Source organism: Desulfitobacterium dichloroeliminans LMG P-21439, assembly GCF_000243135.2.
GTDB classification, from domain to species: Bacteria; Bacillota; Desulfitobacteriia; order Desulfitobacteriales; family Desulfitobacteriaceae; genus Desulfitobacterium; species Desulfitobacterium dichloroeliminans.
This window is the reverse complement of record NC_019903.1, coordinates 2,641,956-2,660,121: the sequence shown is the minus strand read 5'-3', so window position 1 is coordinate 2,660,121 and position 18,166 is coordinate 2,641,956. Positions and strand designations below refer to the sequence as shown.

Genomic DNA, 18,166 nt, shown 5'->3' with positions numbered 1-18,166 from the left:
AACGGGCGGTAAGTGAAGGAGATCCGCATACTTGAAAATTAAATTACTGCGGAACGTAAGGGAGAAGGATTTTTAGTGGAGAGGGTCTAATTTTAAAGGTAAGAGTTCTTAAATTGCTGACGATTGAAGGGGGGATAGGGTTGAGGAATATAATGCCAAAAGGCACTGAGGCACTCCTACAACGCCCCCATTTGTTGGATAAGATTGGTCTCCCCGGCACTCAGCTTACCTACATACATGCTGATGCAGGCTATGGTAAGACCACCCTCTTGATGCAATACGCAAGAGGACGTGAAGATGTTGTGTGGATGGCTCTGGATGGTAAGGATCGTGAGCCGTTATTCTTTTTACAGCACCTGGAATTTTCGCTTAGGGAGAGACTGGTCGAGTTTGAGTTTCATGCCACAGACTATATTCCCTTTACGGGGAGTGATACCTTTGTGCCGGTTGTTCTTTCTGCGTTGTTAAAAGCAATGGGTAGCAATAGGCTGACCCTTATCATGGATGATGTGCATGTGATTGCCAATCCACAGTTAACAGATCTTCTTGCAGAAATGATCAAAGGCTGTCCTCCTCAGATTACTCTGATCATGGCTAGTCGTCATGAATTATGGAGTGGTCTTTTTCGCTTAAAAATGGCTGGTGGAGTGACTGAGCTCACCAAAAATGATTTGAGCTTCAGCCAGGAGGAAGCGACAAGACTATGGGGATTTTCAGATGAGGCCGCCTTTTCAGCCACTGAGGGATGGACTTTAGCCATTCAATCCTATCGTTTGGCGGCAGAGGGCAATAAAGAGCTCTCTTTAGCGAAGCTTGAGGCTGAGCGAGATATTAGCCGCTATCTGTTTAATGAAATATTCATGGGGCTAACGGAGGAAATCCGAGATTTCTTGAAAGCCACTTCTCGGCTCCCGGAGCTGGAGGTTGTAACCTGTAATCGTTTGTTAGATATCGACCATTCCCAGAAAATCCTCGAAGAACTTGTGCACAGAAACCTCTTTACCTTGAGAACGTCTACTACCTCTTATCGCTACCACACCTTATTCCGTACTTTTTTACAACAAAATGATGAGGGTACGGGATGGAGAATCTTGCAGAAGGCCAAGGATAGCTACTACGCAAGCGGAGATTATGGGCGGGCAGCTGAGTACGCCTTCTTAGTTGAGGATACGATAATTATTCATGACTGTATCAGTGCAATGGCAGGAGAACTCATTGCCAAAGGGTGCAACAGAGATTTAAAAAGGTACTTTGATTTTCTTGAGGTTCGCCACGCTGAGCTAACCCCAAGGGTTCAACTAATCAAAGGGATTTACCTTTCTGATCACGGCGACTTTTACCAGGCAGAAAAATACCTCAGAGTAGCAACCCCCCAGTTAATAAGTGAAGACAAGGACTTTTATATACTGGCTATGACCCATTCGGCAAGAGTACTGCGCAACAGGTCTTCCTTCGCGGAGAGCAATGCGTGCCTAGATTGTCTGCTACCCCTTCTGGAAGGTACACCCATGTCAGTCTGGTACGGAGTTCTCATTGAAAAGATTCACAACCTGACGCTCATCTCCCAGCTATCCGAGGCCATGGATTTAACAATGGCTATGATGAATAAATGCTTAGTGAATGGAGATTTAAGAATTAAAGGCTGGTTTGAGCGCTATCTCACGGTCATCTATTTTTATAAAGGAGATTATAAAAATTGTTTGAAGGCTTATGAAAAGTCTCTGACCATTCCTCAAGAAGAGCAGGATCAGCTGATGCGCCATGGGGTGGGAGTCTATGCCGCTAAAGCTTACCAGATTGCCGGGCAGGAAGAAAAGGCGCTGCCCTTGCTAGATGCGGAGCTTTATCGGATGCGCCAATTGGGTCTTCATGAAGAGTTCAGCATCAATTATCTCTTGTATGCCGAAACTCTTAATACCGCTGAGCAGCTAAAATATTACTTGGGAGAAGCTGCTGATTTTTCAGTCTCTGATCGTTATCTGAACATGGCGGAAGAATATGCTATTTTAAATCGCAGCACCCGCGAGCACTGGTTATTTGTGAAGATATGGAAGGCTTGTGCGGAAATCTTAGAACATCGGGATAAAGCTGAGCAGATTATTGCCGAGATACTTTTGCTTATCGAAGATACCACCCCCTTCTTTCAGACCGTGGCCTTTGGGCGGATGGCCAATGCCCTGCAAGTGATGAAGAAGAATAAGGAACAGTATATAGAATACTATAAAAAGTCGATCACTATCGGCGAGGGAATTGGCTGCTATGCCTATGCAACCCTTGCTTATGGCAAGCTGGCGGCCATTTATTTGGAAGAGGGTGATGCGGAGCAGGCTCAGAGTTATATCTGCCGCTTTCTGGAACTTTCCCGTCAAAATGATCACCGCTACTACATTCGCTTTAAGCCGCTTTTTGCTGCTGTCTTGAAGCAGGCAGCAGATGAAGGGATTATGCCGGACTATACCCGCGAGCTTTTCAGGTACGGAGAGTATACTTGTGCTCGGATTTATATCAAAACCCTGGGAACCTTTTACATGGCTCCTGCCCATGAGCTGAAAAACCCGATTAAGATCCGCACTCAGAAAGCTCGTGAGCTTTTAGCTTATCTACTAGAGCATCGTGAAGGGGTCAGTAAAGAAAATATCTTGAACGACCTGTGGTGGGACAGCGAGGCAAATGTGACCAGTTTATTTCATACCCGCCGCGGTGAGATACGACGGGCTTTTGAGAGTGTAGGGGCCGGTAACCCTATCGTATATGAGGGTGGTATGTACCGTCTAAAGATGGCTGAAATTAGCTGTGATCTCGATGCTTTCCAGCAAGCTGTAGCAGTGTTCGCACAGCAGCCAAGCTTTGGGAACGCCCAAAAGGTTGTGGAACACTACACTGGACGCTATCTGAATGACTTGGAGGCACTGTGGGCTGAAAGTACAAGAATCCACCTTGAGGAACTCTTTCTTAGAGCTGCGGCGGTCCTGCTGGAGGGGTGCGCGGAAGCGGGAGAAAAGTCCAAGGCCAGGGAATTGATACGGCGGTGTGCGAAGATGGGACATTCCATCGCGAGCATCGAGAACTAATGATTAACGCCAAGAGTAACTCAAAAAGTAACTCAAAAAGTAACTTAAAAAGTAACTCAAAGTGCAATATAAAAAGAGGAAGACCAAAAAATGGTTTTCCTCTTTTATATTGCACTCCGACAACTGTTTTTTTTTACTAGGGTAATCTGCAAAAGTATGGTGGCACTTTTGGTGGTAGTTGGATTTTTATAATGAGGCTACGGGCAGAAGTTTTCAGATCGAGGGGGGATCGGCCATATTAACTCAGGGGTCAGGAAGAGCACTGATTGAACTTGTGCAAGAGGATGAGAACTCCTTTACAGAGTCCTACAATTATTACTTTCCTCGGATTAATAATTATGTGCATTATCGGGTGGCCGATTATCATGATGCCGAAGATCTGGTCAGCCAAATCGTTGAGAAAGTATTTACCAAAAATCACTATTACCAGAAAGACAAAGCCCCTTTTTCTGTCTGGCTTTTTCGCATTGCCCGGAATACCATCACTGATTACTATCGAAGCCGAAAGGGAGTACATGTTATTTCCCTTGATGAATATACCAAAAACATTGTAGCTCGTGAGCCCGATCCGGCAACTATAGTGGAATTAAATGAGATCCAACATCACCTCCTCAAGGCCATTGCTTGCTTAAGTCAACGTGAACAAGAGATTATTGCTTTGAAGTTCTGGAGTGGCTTAAGCAATCGTGAGATCGCCAAGCTCGTTGACATCAGCGAAAGTAATACAGGGGTTATCCTCTTTCGGGCTATGCGACAGTTGCGCATAGTTTTGGCAAGACAAGGGATGTGTGTCTATGAATGAGAAGCAAAAGGCAGATGCTTATTTGACGTATCTGGAGCAGATCATTGCCGGGGAAAAAGATCTGGGAGCGGTGGAGGATCCAGAAATTAGAAAACTTTTGTTCTTAGCTCAGACGATGCTCACCAATGACTTAAGCTCGAACAGTAAGATACGCGATATCTTAAAGGAAAAGATTTTAGCCCAATTAGATCAGGTCAATCCGGTTGGCTTAAGGGAATTCAGTGGAGATGAGGAGTTAGGTGAAGAGGATTTGGACTATGTTGCAGCAGGTTTTTCTCAACAGAGCGGGTGGCAAGAATGCCCGAGATGCGGTTCAAGGTCAAGGAATATTACTGTGGATGGGAGATGTCCATACTGCAAACTGTGATGGCAAAAATCAAAAAGTTTTGTAGTGATCTCTTGTAATACTATCCAGAGAAAATCGTATTAACAGTTGAAGAGGTTAATCTGTGTACAGGGTACACAAATAATAGGAGGGAATATTTAATGAGTATCGAATCCGCAAAAGCATTCATGGAGAAAATGAAAACTGATCAGGACTTTGCCAAGAAAGTTATGGCAGCCAAAGACGCAGAAGAGCGCCGGGTACTAGTAAAAGAGGATGGCTTCGATTTTAGCCCTGCAGAACTAAAGGATCTTGGCGATGAAATGAGTGACAGCGAGTTAGATGCTGTTGCCGGTGGCGGTTGCGTATTAGATTCCTGTGGCTTAAGAGAATTATTCTAAGACTCTTCAGCGGCATCCAATTGGACTTAGTCGATTAATCCAAGGTCAGTTATGCTAGTCAACGCTAAAGGAAACTAAAACAAGGGGAGCATATCAAAATGATATGCTCCCATCCTTTATGTCTGACAAGGCTCGGATTAAGTTTAATACACCCCTCGCAAGTGCCAAGCCAGAGTGTAATAATTTTTTAAAAATCAAGAGGGCAGGGTTTGGGAGGAATAATTTGTTCATTGACTAAAAAGGCTTGATCATCAGGGCTGAGGTTTGACACGATGACTGAGGCCAGTTCAAGTTCACGGTGCCTGAGGCGGCAGATCTCTTCTGAGGGAATGTCTAGGGAGCCGCTAGAGCTAAGATTATCATGCAGGCAGCCACCCGCACAATAATAGCGAGCAAAGCACGAGGCACAGTTTGCCTGAGTGTAAACAGGGCTTTGTAGATAATCATCTCGGTTAAATTTTTCATTGTCAACATGACCTAATTTATAGTCATCGTTGCCTACAAAGCGGTGACAGGGATAGAGGTCTCCTGTTACTGATACACCGACCATCTTGCGACCGACACCACAAAAATGGTATTTATGGCGATTGTGCAGCAAGGTTATCATACCGGGGTAAACCCCATATCCTGCACTACATGCGATTAAGCCACGGAGGCTATCTATGTCTCTGCATCGGAGATGATGCAACCAGGTTTTCGCTTCTTGTTCTAAAGCTTGGAGTTGTACGTGGGTTTTGCGGAGGCTGTTTTTTTCAGATTCATCAGCGAAGAGGGAATGGGAGGCCGGGGAAAGGGAGATGGAGGTAAATCCTAGGTCTTGCAGGTTAGCCTTAACAAGTTGAGGATCAGTATCACCCCAAAGAACCGCATGTCCGGAAACTGTAGGAGCAAGGGCGAGTAATTTTTGGATTTTTGGCACAATCGAGTCATAAGAGCCCTGACCGTTGGCATAGGGACGTTGGGCATCTTGGACTTCCTTTGGACCATCAAAGCTAATCTGTACAGAAATGTGATGTTCTTTAATAAAAGCGATTTTTTCGTCATCTAATAATGTAGCGTTAGTCGTCACATAAAAGGCAACTTCTTTATGGGCTTCTTGAGCTTTGCATTTGGCATATTCCACTGTGGTTTTCATCAGTGCAAAATTAATAAAAGGTTCGCCACCAAAAAATCCTAAGTAGATTTTTTTCATTTTCCCCGACTTGGCGATAAGCCAATCCACAGCTTGCCTAGCCGTGGTAATGTCCATACTGCCGCCGGTTCCGTACTCGCCGCCGTCGCCATAACAGTAAATACAGCGAAGATTACAAGATTGGGTGAGGAAAAGGTACATATAAGTGATGGGGACAGGCTCTATCTTCGCGACTGATATGTCTTTCTCCGTGCCTTCCCTAATTAGATCCCATGACTTGAGCAGTTGTTCTTGCCTCGCAGGAAGTGTTGCTTGCGGCTCCCGGAGCCTATGCAAGATTGGCAAAAGTTCCGCGCTCACTCGATGGGCGGACATCTTTTCGATATTTAGCAGATAATGATCGCCTTGGTATTCAAACAGGTGAAAGGGACCCACTTCCTTTTTGTACATGTACTTCTCTCCCTAATGTCCATTTATTAGTTTATACGTAAAAAGCTTTAGAGCATTACAGAAAGATTGTAATGAATAATCAATTATCACGTATTAACTAGATGAGGATAAGTCTGTGGTTAGCGTAGGCTTGATAATCTTTAACTTGATAAGTTAAATCCTTCTGAACCTTTTAGGCGAATCCAGGGAGAGAGAATAATTCGGAGAGCAAGGTGTAGATATGCTGCAAAGTAGGATGATTAAAAAATCAATAGTTATTATGCTCTTTTTAGGGCTCAGCCTATGGCCTCTGGGATGTACCCAGGTCAACCCAAGTGAAGAAATCCTCATTGGTGTTGCCTGGCCCTTTGCCTCCCCAGATGATTTATTTGAAGAAGGCCTTGATCTGGCCGTTCAAGAGATTAACGATCAGGGCGGTATACAAGGTCGCAAGCTGAGCCTGCTTAAAGCTGATGACGAGGCAGAGCTGGAGAAGGGATTGGCCACCGCTCAGTCCTTCGCGGACCATAAAGGGATGCAGGCTGTCATCGGTCATCGCAATTCCTTTATCTCGATACCGGCATCCTCTATTTATGATCAGGCCGGATTGGCGATGGTATCTCCGGCTTCGACTTCACCGGAACTCACTCAGCATGAGTACACCCATGTCTTTCGCAATATTCCCTCCGATGCAGAGATCGCTCGGCAATTGGCGATTTACCTTGCGGAACAAGGCCATGAGCGGATGGTTATCTATTATACCGATGACTCGTACGGCAATGGTTTGGCCAATGCTTTTGAAGACTATGCCGGTGCCCAGGGAATAACAATCGTGGATCGTTTTAATTACTATAGCAATCTAGAGGATTTAGAACGTTTGCATGATAAATGGCAGGCTTTTGGTTTTGATGGAATTTTTATTGCCAAGATTGCGGCGGAAGGTGGGGCTCAATTTTTGATGGATGCCAGAGCGGTAAACATTGAGGAGCCCTTAGCTGCCGGAAATTCATGGGACTCACTTTCCCTGACCGGGGCTACCGGGGCTGCTGCAGAAGGGCTGCTGGTAGGTTCCTTCTTTAATCCCCAGCGTCCCAGTTCCGAGACCCAAGACTTTATCGAAGCTTTCCGACAGAAATATCAGCAACCACCTACCTCTTATGCAGCTACAGGGTATGATGCGGTCAACTTGCTGGCAGCTGCCTTGGAAAAATCTGATTTGGCTAATCCTACTACAGTTGCCCAAGGATTAAGGGACTTGGGAGCATGGGAGGGAGTGATAGGGGTGCACCGGTTCGATGAGCAGGGTGATGACATCGGCGACCTGATAGTGTTGAAGAAGGTCAAGGACGGACGATTTGAGTATCTTAAGCAGTAGCGGGGGGGTACAGATATGAAGAAAGGATTATTTCGTGAAGTTTCTTTGACGAGACTGTCCTCTCCGGAGCAGCTTGATCAACGGATTCAGGTGACTTCACCTAAGGCCTGGCTAGCCCTAGTGGCAATAGGGCTGATTCTAATAAGTGGGGTCGCTTGGGGACTATTAGGGAGCATTCCCACGAAGGTTCAGGGACAAGGGATTCTTCTGAATAATGGCGGGGTGTTTTCTCTGCAGCATCACGTTACCGGTCAGATCAGTGATATTCGCGTGAAGGTGGGGCAAGAGGTAAGGCAAGGGGATGTCATCGCAAGAATTGAGCAACCGGAGTTAGTCGCTCAAATCAATGAACTATTAAGCAGACAAGACGCCGTGGAAAACAATGGACAAGGAGAAGATCCGGCTAATGCCAAAATCGAGGAACAGATACAGCAGCTCCGCAGTGAATTAGTCTACCAAACTCAAGTTGTGTCAGAAATTGATGGCCGCATATTAGAGTTGAATATTAGCAAAGGAAGTATCATCAAACCGGGTGATACACTGGCGACCCTTGAGCAGTATGGTGATACAGTCAAGCTGGAAGCGGTAGTTTATGTTCCAGCCGAACAAGGTGGTCTGCTCCGTCCCGGCATGGAATGCCAAATCTCCCCGACCACAGTCAACAAAGAAGAGTATGGTTACTTGATAGGGCGGGTGAATGCTGTAGCGGAGTATCCGGCGACCGCGCAAAGTATGTTGCAAACTTTGGGCAATGAAAATTTGGTCGACTTACTAGCAGGGCAAGGTGCTCCCTTATTAGTTAAGATCGACTTGATTCCTGACAATGCAACAGAAAGTGGCTATCGCTGGTCATCTCCCCTAGGACCCCCCATGTCTTTTCAGAGTGGGACCATCATTAGCTCGGAGATTATCACCCTGCGGGAGAAGCCCATTCAGAAAGTCATACCCTTTTAAATTAAGGGGGCCGGAAGGGAGGGAGAAATTAGGTGGTAAAACAGAAAATCGTCAAGGTTCCCACAGTGCTGCAGATGGAAGCGGTGGAGTGCGGAGCGGCGTCTTTGGCTATGATTCTAGCATATTATGGGAAATATATTACCTTGGAGGAATTGAGAATTGATTGTGGTGTTTCCCGGGATGGGAGTAAAGCCAGTAATCTCCTGAAGGCTGCCCGGGGTCATGGTCTGGAAGCGAAGGGTTACCGAAAAGAACCGGATGCTTTGCGTGGGATGCCCCTGCCCCTGGTCATCCACTGGAATTTTAGCCACTTCCTCGTTCTGGAAGGCTTTCATAAAGGAAAAGTATACTTGAATGATCCGGCAGCAGGCAGGAGGGTCGTATCCGAAGAAGAATTTAACCAATCCTTTACGGGCATTGTCCTCTCCTTCACACCAACCCCTGAATTTCAAAAGGATAATAAGAAACCAAATATAAGCACTGCCTTAAAGAAAAGGCTTAAAGGTTCGGAGAAAGCTTTAACCTATATCATTCTGCTGGGTCTGGCCCTAGTTATTCCCGGCTTAGTAATACCCGTGTTTTCCAGAGTATTTGTCGATGATATTTTGTTGGGCGGTCTCGATTCTTGGATGCTACCCTTGTTGCTGGGCATGGGCATTACGGCAATGCTCAGAGGAGTTCTGACTTGGATGCAGCAGTATTATTTGCTTAGATTAGAAACGAAGATTGCCTTAGCCACCTCCGGTCAGTTTCTGTGGCACATTTTTCGTCTACCCAGTGAATTCTTTTCCCAGCGCGCCGCCGGTGATATCACTTCCAGGATACAAAGCAATGATAAGGTAGCGAAGCTCTTGTCAGGGAAACTAGCCACTACGGCACTGAATGTCCTCATGATTATCTTTTACTTTGCGTTAATGCTCAGCTATAGCTGGATTTTAGCCTTAGTAGGTTTGGCAATTGCTTTGATTAATGTATTCTATTTGATTGCGGTATCTGCCCGAAGGGTCGATCTGAACCGCAAATTACTGCAAGATGAGGGAAAACTGCTCGGCTCAAGTATGGCGGGTCTGCAAATTATCGAGACCCTCAAAGCCACAGGCTCGGAAGCTAACTTCTTTGCCCAATGGTCGGGATATCAGGCAAAATTGCTCAATGCAGAACAGGAGCTAGGGGTTTCTTCTCAGTTTCTATCTGTATTCCCCAGTTTTTTAACTGGCATCAATAACGCCCTCGTCTTAGTGATTGGTGGCTTTTTGATTCTCGATGGCCAAATGACCATCGGCATGCTGGTGGCTTTCCAAAGCTTGATGAGTAGCTTTATGATGCCCGTCACCGGACTGGTGGGACTCGGAGCTGAGCTTCAGGAAATGGAAGGCGAGATGAATCGCTTAGACGATGTTTTAAAATATCCACTCGATCGGGAGCAAAGCGTCCACGAGAGTCACGAAGGAGAAGCTAGCGCGAACGCGCCGCTTTCGATGGGGCATAAGCTCTCAGGCTATGTGGAGCTTAAGAACATTACCTTTGGCTATAGTATTTTGGAACCGCCCTTAATTGAAGATTTCAGTTTAAGTCTAAGACCCGGGTCGCGGGTAGCTTTAGTCGGCGGCTCCGGTAGCGGCAAATCGACCATCGCCAAAATCATCGCCGGTATCCACAATCCTTGGTCCGGTGAGATTCTTTTTGATGGGCAACCCCGTTCCTCTTTCCCCAAGGAAGTGATTAGCAATTCTTTAGCGATGGTGGATCAAGAGATTTGTATGTTTCATGGAACAGTCAAGGAAAACATTACCCTCTGGGATGGAACCCTTTCAGAGTTCGAGATGATCCGGGCTGCTAAGGATGCCTGTATTCATGATGATATTACTGCTCGGTCAGGGGGCTATGAGCAAATAGTGGAAGAGGGCGGTAAAAATTATAGCGGAGGTCAAAGGCAGAGGCTGGAGATTGCCAGAGCTTTAGCCGGAAATCCAGTTATTCTAATTATGGATGAAGCTACCAGTGCCCTAGATCCAATAACGGAGAAAAACGTAGATGAACATATTCGTTACCGGGGGTGCACTTGTATCATTGTTGCTCATCGCCTTAGTACGATACGGGATTGTGACGAGATCATTGTGCTGGAAAAGGGGAAGATTATTGAGCGAGGAAACCATGAGTCGCTATATGAGGCCGCAGGGACTTATGCCAAACTGATCGCCACAGGTTAAAGTGGGGACGAAGAAAAATAAACAGTCGTGATCGGCAGGTGAGTGAGATGAATAACTGGGATTTCTTTAAACAAGAGGGTGTGAGAATACCTCTGGATGGCCAAAAATCACTGTTTCTTCATGAAGACCACTATATTTGGATAGTGGAGCAGGGGAAGGCGGCTGTCTTTTTATCGACTATGGATGAAGAGCTACAGACAGGGACCAAAACCTTCTTATTTGAAGCCTGTCCTGGCGATTGGCTTTTTGGAATAACTCCTGAAGGTACCCCTCACAAAAAAGGCTTGTTGGTCTCAGGGCTATTGGGTTCGAGTCTACTGAGATTTGACATCAGGCAACTAACAGGGCTACTTATGGACAGCGAAGAAGCTGACGAGGAAGCCCATAAGAAATTCCAGGGAACAGCTCATGAAGAACTACAAGGTCTAGCCCTTAGTGAACAACGAGGAGCGGACAAAGAAATCTCAGAGATGATTAACAAGGCTATAGGCCAATGGCTTCATAGTTTAGCTCAGATTAGTGGACGCGAAGACATCTCTCAGAAGGCAAAGACTGCTTTCGATCTCGGATCTTCTCAGGATGAGGTCGCTTCTACAGCTGAAGGATTCATATCTGTGTATGAGTATTTAATCAAGGATTCACTTCGTGCAGGATACCATTCGCAAGTTGTGCAAGCAGCAAGCAATCTCTGGGACAAAAAAAGGGAATCTGAGGAAAAGCGGCTGGAGGAGAAAAGTAAATCCGATCGACGATTGATGGATACCGCCATCTCGAAGTTAGCGGCAATTACTGAAAAAGTGGAAACCAAGGCTTTAACAGATCAGACAGGAGATGTCTTGCTGGATGCTTGTCGCCTAGTGGGTCAAACGATGCAGATGAAGATTGTCGCCCCCCCAGAAGTCCTAGGGAGCCGAAGAGAACTGCATCTGGATGATATCGCTCGGGCCTCACGGGTGCGGGTGAGGGAAGTCGCCTTACACGGTGATTGGTATACAAAAGATAGCGGTCCTCTCCTGGGTTATATGAAAAAAGACCATCGACCGATTGCCTTAATTCCTTCCGCACCGACAAAATATTTCCTTCATGATTATACACAAGGGGTCACCAGAACTGTTGATCGCGATACAGCACAGGAGATCGATGCCTTTGGCTTTGTCTTCTATCGTCCCTTTGCTGAAAAGAAAATCACCGCCCGCGACCTGCTAAACTTAGGGTGGGAAAATAGCTGGCGCAGGGACTTCCTGATGATTTTCTTGATGGGTATCTTGGGTGGGATCTTAGGGACAGCTATCCCTCTAGCCACAGGAATCATCTTTAATACCATTATTCCTGAAGGAGAGAGGGGGCACTTAGTCCAAATCGCCTTTTTTTTGGGAGCTAGTGCCTTGGCAACGATGATTTTTCAGTTTGTACGCAGCATGGCGACCTTGCGGATAGAGGGAAAAATGGAGGGAGCAATTCAGGCAGCTATTTGGGATCGCTTGCTGAGTTTACCAGTGCCGTTTTTCAAGCAGTTTCCAGCGGGTGAATTGGCAATGCGGGCAATGGGCATCAGTCAGATTCGCAAAATTCTCTCGGGTGTCACCTTAAATACTGTTCTGTCTAGTATCTTTTCAGTTTTTACTCTGGTCTTAATGTTTTATTATGACCGCAAGCTCGCCGGTGTGGCCACGATCTTAGTGGCCGTAGCACTGCTCATCATGTTTTTTTTGGGGTACCGGCAAGTGGGCTATGAGCGAAAAATATTAGATATCTCGAATCGAATTTCAGGAATGATGCTGCAGTTGATCGGCGGTATCACGAAGTTTCGTGTTGCAGGTGCTGAGGTTAGAGCCTTTTACCGATGGGCTGAGAGGTTCAGTGAACAACGTCAATTCGTCTATAAAAGGAGGATTCTAGGGAATTGGCTGACGACCTTTCATGATGTTTTCCCCCTCCTTGCCAGTATGATCATTTTTTATGCTCTCACTGCAGGCCATAGTCAGTTATCACCGGGGGAGTTCATCGGCTTCAATGCAGCTTTTATCTCCTTTACCCTTTCTATGTCTTCCTTGGCGGAATCAATTATTGGTTCTTATATTGTGATTCCTCTCTATCAACGGGCTAAACCGATTCTAGACACCCTACCGGAGTATGATGAGACGAAGATCACCCCTGTCCCTCTGCGAGGCTCGATCGAGATGGATCACATTTCTTTTCGTTATAAAGAAGATGGGCCTCTGGTGTTGAAAGACATATCTCTCCAGATTAAGGAAGGGGATTATGTCGCTTTAGTGGGTACTTCCGGCTGTGGAAAGTCGACGTTGCTAAGAATCTTGTTGGGCTTCGAAAAGCCAGAGACCGGAAATATATATTACGATGGCCAGGACCTGGAGAAAGTAGATATACGGTCGATCCGGAAGCAGCTGGGTGTTGTACTGCAAAATGGTCAGCTCATGTCTGGGAATATCTTCACAAATATTGTGGGTGCTAATCCTTATCTGACGATCGACGATGCCTGGGCAGCAGCCAGAATGGCCGGAATTGAAGAGGATATTCAGGCCATGCCCATGGGAATGCATACCATGATTAGTGAGGGAGCTTCGACTATCTCCGGCGGGCAAAAGCAACGTTTGATGATTGCCCGGGCCATAGTCAATCAGCCGAAAATTCTCTTCTTTGATGAAGCTACCAGTGCCCTAGATAATCGAACTCAAGCCATTGTCAGTCAAAGCCTTGACCGGATGAAGGTCACCCGGATTGTCATTGCTCACCGCTTAAGTACGATTATTAACTGTAATATGATTATCGTTATGGATCAGGGAAGAATCGTTGAGAGTGGTACCTATGATGAGCTGATGAGCAATAGCGGAGTTTTCGCAAACCTCGTACACAGACAACTCGCTTAAATCCAGCATAAAAGTATATTGCAAAAAGAGGAAGACTCAAGTCAAATAATGCTTGGGTCTTCCTTTTGGCTTTTGAGATATATTTGATTACCGTGTTGTAGCGCATTATTCGATGATTACCCTTGATGAGAATATGGATAATTCTGTAAACCTAATGAACATGTGCAAGAATATAGGGGTGCACTTCATCCGGCGAAATATTTAAGGCTAAAGCAAACTCTTCATGCAGATTTTTTTCAGCAGCTTTCATAATGTCATCATCGGCTTTTGCTAGTTTCTTACCCACTTCAAGACGTTGTTGTTGCTCGATATATAAGGCTTTAATTATTTTTACCCATTCTTCGCTTTGACCTGTTTTAAGTGCCGCTTTGTAGCTTTCGTTTTTATGCCGATCGTCGCTAGCTAAGATGGGTTCCAGTTCCGGCATAGTCGCAATTAATGATAAGACATCCTCTTTGGTCATGATGGGTCTCATCAAGACCTTAGGATTGTTCACGGGGGTCTTAATCGTTATATTGTTGTCATAAGCCGGTTGTAAAACATAGTATTCTGTATCATTATTGCTTATATCCTTTTCCATGACAATATCTACGATTTCACATGATCCGGTTGAGCCGTATACTACATAATCATTAATTTTATACATTTGTTAATCCTCCTTCTCGGCAATTTAGTATTATACTTGTCCATCGCTGACCGCCACTAATGCTTTTGCTAATTAAAATAGATAAGTGGTGATAAGCTGTTTATGCATAGAACCAGAGTTCTGCAACTGTTATTTAACAATTAAGTATAGCAGAAAATCTCCCACCACGTAATTGCCAATTGTTTACATTGGGTTTAATGCTTCAGAAATCTCATTATTTTCTGGGTATGATATTATTAGGAATTGCCATACTAGATTTGAGTTGATTTGCCCAGAATTTAAATAATTAGAGAGGTGAAAACAATGCCATTAGTCCCATATGGATCTTTTCGGATATTCGACCAGTATTGGGATGATATAAATAGCAATCTCCTAAGAGGAAGAGGGAAAGAGGACCTTGCTCAATTTTTGTATCGAGTCGATGTGGAAGAAACCTCTTCGCAAATTTATGTCACTGCCGAAATACCAGGGCTTGATAAGAAAGAAGACCTTTGTATTGAAATTGACGAAAATCAGCTGACCATCAGTGGAGAAATTAAGCGAACAAATTCGGGAGAAGAACGTTCTACTCATCGTGTAGAACGGTATTATGGGAGATTTAGCCGCACCCTAACCCTTCCGGCAGTGGTTAAAGCCGATGGGGCGCATGCTAGTTATAAAAATGGGGTATTAGAGTTGTCCTTTCTTAAGGATCGCCATCCTGCAGCCCGTACGATTGAAGTGGATTTTCATTAGCCTAAAAGGAGATGAAACTACTGAGAAGGGATTAACTCTATAATGCGAGTTAATCCCTTTCGCTTACTTACCTTCTATAACAATCAGGACATACGACCGGACATATTGCGCTCGGCAATCTCAATCGCTTTTTTTACCATGTTACCACAATTTTTGGAAGAAACTCCGCTGAAACCCTCTTGTTTTAAGGTATCCGAAAATCCAAGCTCTTGAGCGATTTGTTGTTTAAGGTTATCGGACATAGTACTGCGGCGTCTGGACATCTAGATTCCTCCTTTCATCTCGGGGCAAAAAAAGATGTCTTGCACTTCAGCAAGTAACTCTAGTTTGTGTCATTAGAGCAAATTTTATGTGAAGCTAAATGTTGTTTTCATCATATATGAATTATCAAAAATTTGGCTGCATTGGTTAGAACATGGTATCCTAGGGGAAACCTAAGCGATTGAAATAGGAAACGAATGAGGGGGGGATATTTGTGCCATTGTTATTTGGGACGGCCGGCGTTCCTATATCGGCCCGGGTACGTTCGACGGAAGCAGGGGTGAAGAGAGTCCGAGAGCTTAAACTGGATGCCATGGAAATAGAATTTGTTCATGGTGTCCGGATGGGAGAAGAGAAGGCTAGCAAAATTGCCAAGATAGCGCTTGAAGAGAATGTTGCTTTAAGCTGCCATGGTCCATACTGGATTAACTTCAATTCACGAGAACCGGAAAAGGTAAAGGCCAGCCGCGATCGCCTTCTGCATAGTGCACGGATTAGTAAGATCCTAGGCGTAAGAAGCGTGGTTTTTCATCCAGCTTTTTACCATGATGATGATCCCCAGGTGGTTTTAGAGCGAACAGCAGGCGAACTCATGAAAGTTCGTGAGATTCTAGATGTTGAGGGTAACGAAATTATATTAAGACCGGAGACGACAGGGAAACCCTCACAGCTAGGTACCCTTCGGGAAGTTTTGAACTTGGCCCAAGAGGTGCCCGGAGTACTCCCTTGTATTGATATCAGCCATCTCTATGCACGCAGCAATGGAAAGATTAATACTTATGATGAGTTTTGTCAGGTTCTCGAAGAAACCGCTCAAGCTCTTGGCGACCAATGGGTGAAGAATGCGCATTTTCATGTTTCGGGTATCGATTACGGACTAAAGGGCGAAAAGAAGCATTTAGTCTTGGCTGAAGCGGATTTTCGCTATCCGGAATTGATAAAAGCACTTCACACCTTCGGGGTAGAAGGATTAGTGATTTGTGAAAGCCCCAACCTTGAAGTCGATGCTTTATTGATGCAAACTACGTATCGTAGCTTAGGGTGAAGTAAGATAGAAACGCCTAAATTATTTAGAAGGAAAAACGCTAGGTGTGCAAGAATTAGAGAGTTAATAAAAATTAACACTCTATGATGCCATAAGAAAAAGGCAAACGAGTGTCCGAAGGAGGAAAGGGAATGGATTATACAGCTGCCCATGATGTTGCTTTAGCCAAATTCCACGAGATAACCCTTGAGGATATAGCGGAGTACTCGGGTTATCCAATCGATGGGAATAGGATAAAGATCGATTTTCTTGGCCGGAAATTCTCTGTAGACTATCCATCAGGTCAGTTTTTCGCAAACACATCAGGGGAGGGAGAAATATCCGTACCTGCTCAAATCCTTATCCTTCATTATTTGGTAAATCGCTCGCTTGCCATGCAAACTGGCCAATATATAACCTATAAAGAGCTTCCGGGTGGAAGTATCTATACTCAGCCCTTTACCAACCGAGCGATTAATCCCTTAGTAAAGTCCTTCGGTCACCGTCCCAAAAGCTTAGTGGAAGCTGCGTGCAAAATAGGCGGAGTACCTGTCTCGTTGGGAGATGTTGCAGTCTCTGTTGAAGTATTCCCTAAGGTTCCCGTTACCATGGTCCTATGGGAAGGGGATGAGGAGTTTTCGGCCTCAGGTAATATTCTCTTTGATCGATCGGCGGGATCGATTCTGCCCACAGAGGATTATGCTGTTTTAGCAAGCATGGTTGTGTTGGCATTGCACAAATTAGCTACAACCTAGATTAGGCTACACATAAGTGTTATCAGTACCCATTGAGCAAATCTATCAACTTTAGAAAATTTTGCTAGTAAATGAGAATTATTTTTATTTAAATTCAGAAATAGTATTGACATAGAGAAGTACGATATTTTATAATGCAAAAGTACTCGATAAAGATAGTCCTTACAATGTGCTTGTGGGGGTATAATTATGCCAAACAAGTCATTTTTTTAAGTGATACTTGTTGGCGACAATTATTGTGTGCGCAATTTGATACGCGAGAGTAAAGATGTGTGTCTTTTCACGGGTCAAAAGCTACTTGGTAAAATTTTAGCTATTAAGCTAAAAATATAAAACTGTACTCAAGAATTGGGAGGAAAAGAAATGAAAAAGGTTTTGGGTGTTGTACTTTCATTAGGTTTATTGGTCGGACTTGCAGGTTGTTCCCAAGCTCCTTCAGCTACCGCTACTAACCCGCCAGCTGCCGTAGAGCCTATTAAAATGGGACGTGTGGATGCTGCTGCTCATGGTTCCAATGCAGTAACTATTGCTGTTGTTGCTGTTCAAGGTGATAAAATCGTTGGGGTTTCCCTTGACGAGTATCAATTCATGCCTGCTGATAAGGCTACAGGTCTTGCTAATAGCGAAGGCCTCGCAGCTAAAAACTACAAAGATCCTGCTCAAGTGCTGGCTTCTAAAATTGTCAACAATGACTACTATAGCAACAACATGAAAGAAAAAGCTGGATCTACTGTTGCCTATGCTGATAACTTCAATGCCATTGTAGAATTCTGCGAAGGAAAAACCATCACTGAATTAGAAGGTGTTCTTACCTCTACACCTGCAGAAAAAATGCCTGTTGACACAGTAACTGGCTCCACCTTAGCTGATACTGCTGGATATGTTAAGGCTATTGTTGATGCTGCTAAAGCTGCAAAATAATTATATTCAAGAACTCAGATATTCCAAATAATCGAGTGCCGCGCTATCTAATGAGATGGTTGCGGCACTCTTTTTTATACGTATCAGAAAGTAGATAGTTTAATCGGTATAGTATAACATTATATATTTTTAGGAAAAGAATAGAAGGAGAAGGAGATTTGCCTAAAGCCACGCAGGAAAATTCCTCCAAAGTCGCGAAATGATGGACGACGGGGAGGGATGCTTTGGTGAAGAATC

Annotated in this window: 15 protein-coding genes; 12 read left to right on the top strand and 3 right to left on the bottom strand. The window is 44.8% G+C overall.

What is annotated here, in order from left to right; all coding sequences use genetic code 11:
* Positions 1–140 precede the first annotated feature (140 nt).
* The 4 genes from DESDI_RS12635 (at position 141) to DESDI_RS12620 (ending at position 4,599) form a co-directional block, all read left to right on the top strand.
* A complete protein-coding gene (locus DESDI_RS12635; RefSeq protein WP_242825399.1) occupies positions 141–3,071 on the top strand; it encodes an AfsR/SARP family transcriptional regulator in 2,931 nt (976 codons plus the stop codon).
* A 178-nt stretch (positions 3,072–3,249) separates the two neighbouring features.
* A complete protein-coding gene (locus tag DESDI_RS12630; RefSeq protein WP_015263006.1) occupies positions 3,250–3,873 on the top strand; it encodes an RNA polymerase sigma factor in 624 nt (207 codons plus the stop codon).
* Positions 3,866–4,240 (top strand): hypothetical protein, encoded by a 375-nt coding sequence (locus DESDI_RS12625; RefSeq protein WP_015263005.1) that lies wholly within the window; start codon positions 3,866–3,868, stop codon positions 4,238–4,240. The genes DESDI_RS12630 and DESDI_RS12625 overlap by 8 nt, the downstream gene beginning before the upstream one ends.
* A 119-nt stretch (positions 4,241–4,359) precedes the next feature.
* Positions 4,360–4,599 (top strand): Nif11-like leader peptide family natural product precursor, encoded by a 240-nt coding sequence (locus tag DESDI_RS12620; protein WP_015263004.1) that lies wholly within the window; start codon positions 4,360–4,362, stop codon positions 4,597–4,599.
* A 187-nt stretch (positions 4,600–4,786) separates the two neighbouring features.
* Here DESDI_RS12620 and nlpM read toward each other — a convergent pair whose 3' ends face one another.
* On the bottom strand, positions 4,787–6,181 hold the full coding sequence (gene nlpM, locus DESDI_RS12615) for a nif11-like peptide radical SAM maturase (RefSeq protein ID WP_015263003.1): 1,395 nt from the start codon (positions 6,179–6,181) through the stop codon (positions 4,787–4,789).
* Between the two features lie 235 nt (positions 6,182–6,416).
* Between nlpM and DESDI_RS12610 the strand changes: the two genes are divergently transcribed.
* The 4 genes from DESDI_RS12610 to DESDI_RS12595 are packed head-to-tail and all read left to right on the top strand — an operon-like array spanning position 6,417 to position 13,587.
* Positions 6,417–7,535 carry an ABC transporter substrate-binding protein gene (locus DESDI_RS12610; RefSeq protein ID WP_242825398.1) on the top strand — a complete coding sequence of 373 codons (1,119 nt, stop codon included), beginning with the start codon at positions 6,417–6,419 and terminating at the stop codon, positions 7,533–7,535.
* 15 nt (positions 7,536–7,550) lie between these two features.
* The gene (locus DESDI_RS12605; RefSeq protein WP_015263001.1) at positions 7,551–8,489 is read left to right on the top strand and encodes an NHLP bacteriocin system secretion protein; all 939 of its coding nucleotides are present in this window, start codon (positions 7,551–7,553) and stop codon (positions 8,487–8,489) included.
* 32 nt (positions 8,490–8,521) lie between these two features.
* The gene (locus DESDI_RS12600; RefSeq protein ID WP_015263000.1) at positions 8,522–10,699 is read left to right on the top strand and encodes an NHLP family bacteriocin export ABC transporter peptidase/permease/ATPase subunit; all 2,178 of its coding nucleotides are present in this window, start codon (positions 8,522–8,524) and stop codon (positions 10,697–10,699) included.
* Positions 10,700–10,746: 47 nt separating this feature from the next.
* A complete protein-coding gene (locus DESDI_RS12595) occupies positions 10,747–13,587 on the top strand; it encodes an NHLP bacteriocin export ABC transporter permease/ATPase subunit (RefSeq protein WP_015262999.1) in 2,841 nt (946 codons plus the stop codon).
* A 151-nt stretch (positions 13,588–13,738) separates the two neighbouring features.
* Here the strand turns inward: DESDI_RS12595 and DESDI_RS12590 are convergent, their stop codons facing one another.
* The gene (locus DESDI_RS12590) at positions 13,739–14,233 is read right to left on the bottom strand and encodes a CarD family transcriptional regulator (RefSeq protein WP_015262998.1); all 495 of its coding nucleotides are present in this window, start codon (positions 14,231–14,233) and stop codon (positions 13,739–13,741) included.
* Between the two features lie 303 nt (positions 14,234–14,536).
* On the opposite strand from DESDI_RS12590, the gene DESDI_RS12585 reads away from it, so the two are divergent.
* On the top strand, positions 14,537–14,968 hold the full coding sequence (locus DESDI_RS12585; RefSeq protein ID WP_015262997.1) for an Hsp20/alpha crystallin family protein: 432 nt from the start codon (positions 14,537–14,539) through the stop codon (positions 14,966–14,968).
* A gap of 83 nt (positions 14,969–15,051) precedes the next feature.
* Here the strand turns inward: DESDI_RS12585 and DESDI_RS12580 are convergent, their stop codons facing one another.
* Positions 15,052–15,231 (bottom strand): small, acid-soluble spore protein, alpha/beta type, encoded by a 180-nt coding sequence (locus tag DESDI_RS12580; protein ID WP_015262996.1) that lies wholly within the window; start codon positions 15,229–15,231, stop codon positions 15,052–15,054.
* A gap of 212 nt (positions 15,232–15,443) precedes the next feature.
* Between DESDI_RS12580 and DESDI_RS12575 the strand changes: the two genes are divergently transcribed.
* The 3 genes from DESDI_RS12575 to DESDI_RS12565 all read left to right on the top strand — a co-directional run bounded on the left by DESDI_RS12575 (position 15,444) and on the right by DESDI_RS12565 (position 17,929).
* The gene (locus DESDI_RS12575; RefSeq protein WP_015262995.1) at positions 15,444–16,274 is read left to right on the top strand and encodes a TIM barrel protein; all 831 of its coding nucleotides are present in this window, start codon (positions 15,444–15,446) and stop codon (positions 16,272–16,274) included.
* Between the two features lie 131 nt (positions 16,275–16,405).
* Positions 16,406–17,008 (top strand): DUF3786 domain-containing protein, encoded by a 603-nt coding sequence (locus DESDI_RS12570; protein WP_015262994.1) that lies wholly within the window; start codon positions 16,406–16,408, stop codon positions 17,006–17,008.
* Between the two features lie 363 nt (positions 17,009–17,371).
* Positions 17,372–17,929, top strand: a complete 558-nt coding sequence (locus DESDI_RS12565; protein WP_015262993.1) for a hypothetical protein — start codon at positions 17,372–17,374, stop codon at positions 17,927–17,929.
* Positions 17,930–18,166 lie beyond the last annotated feature (237 nt).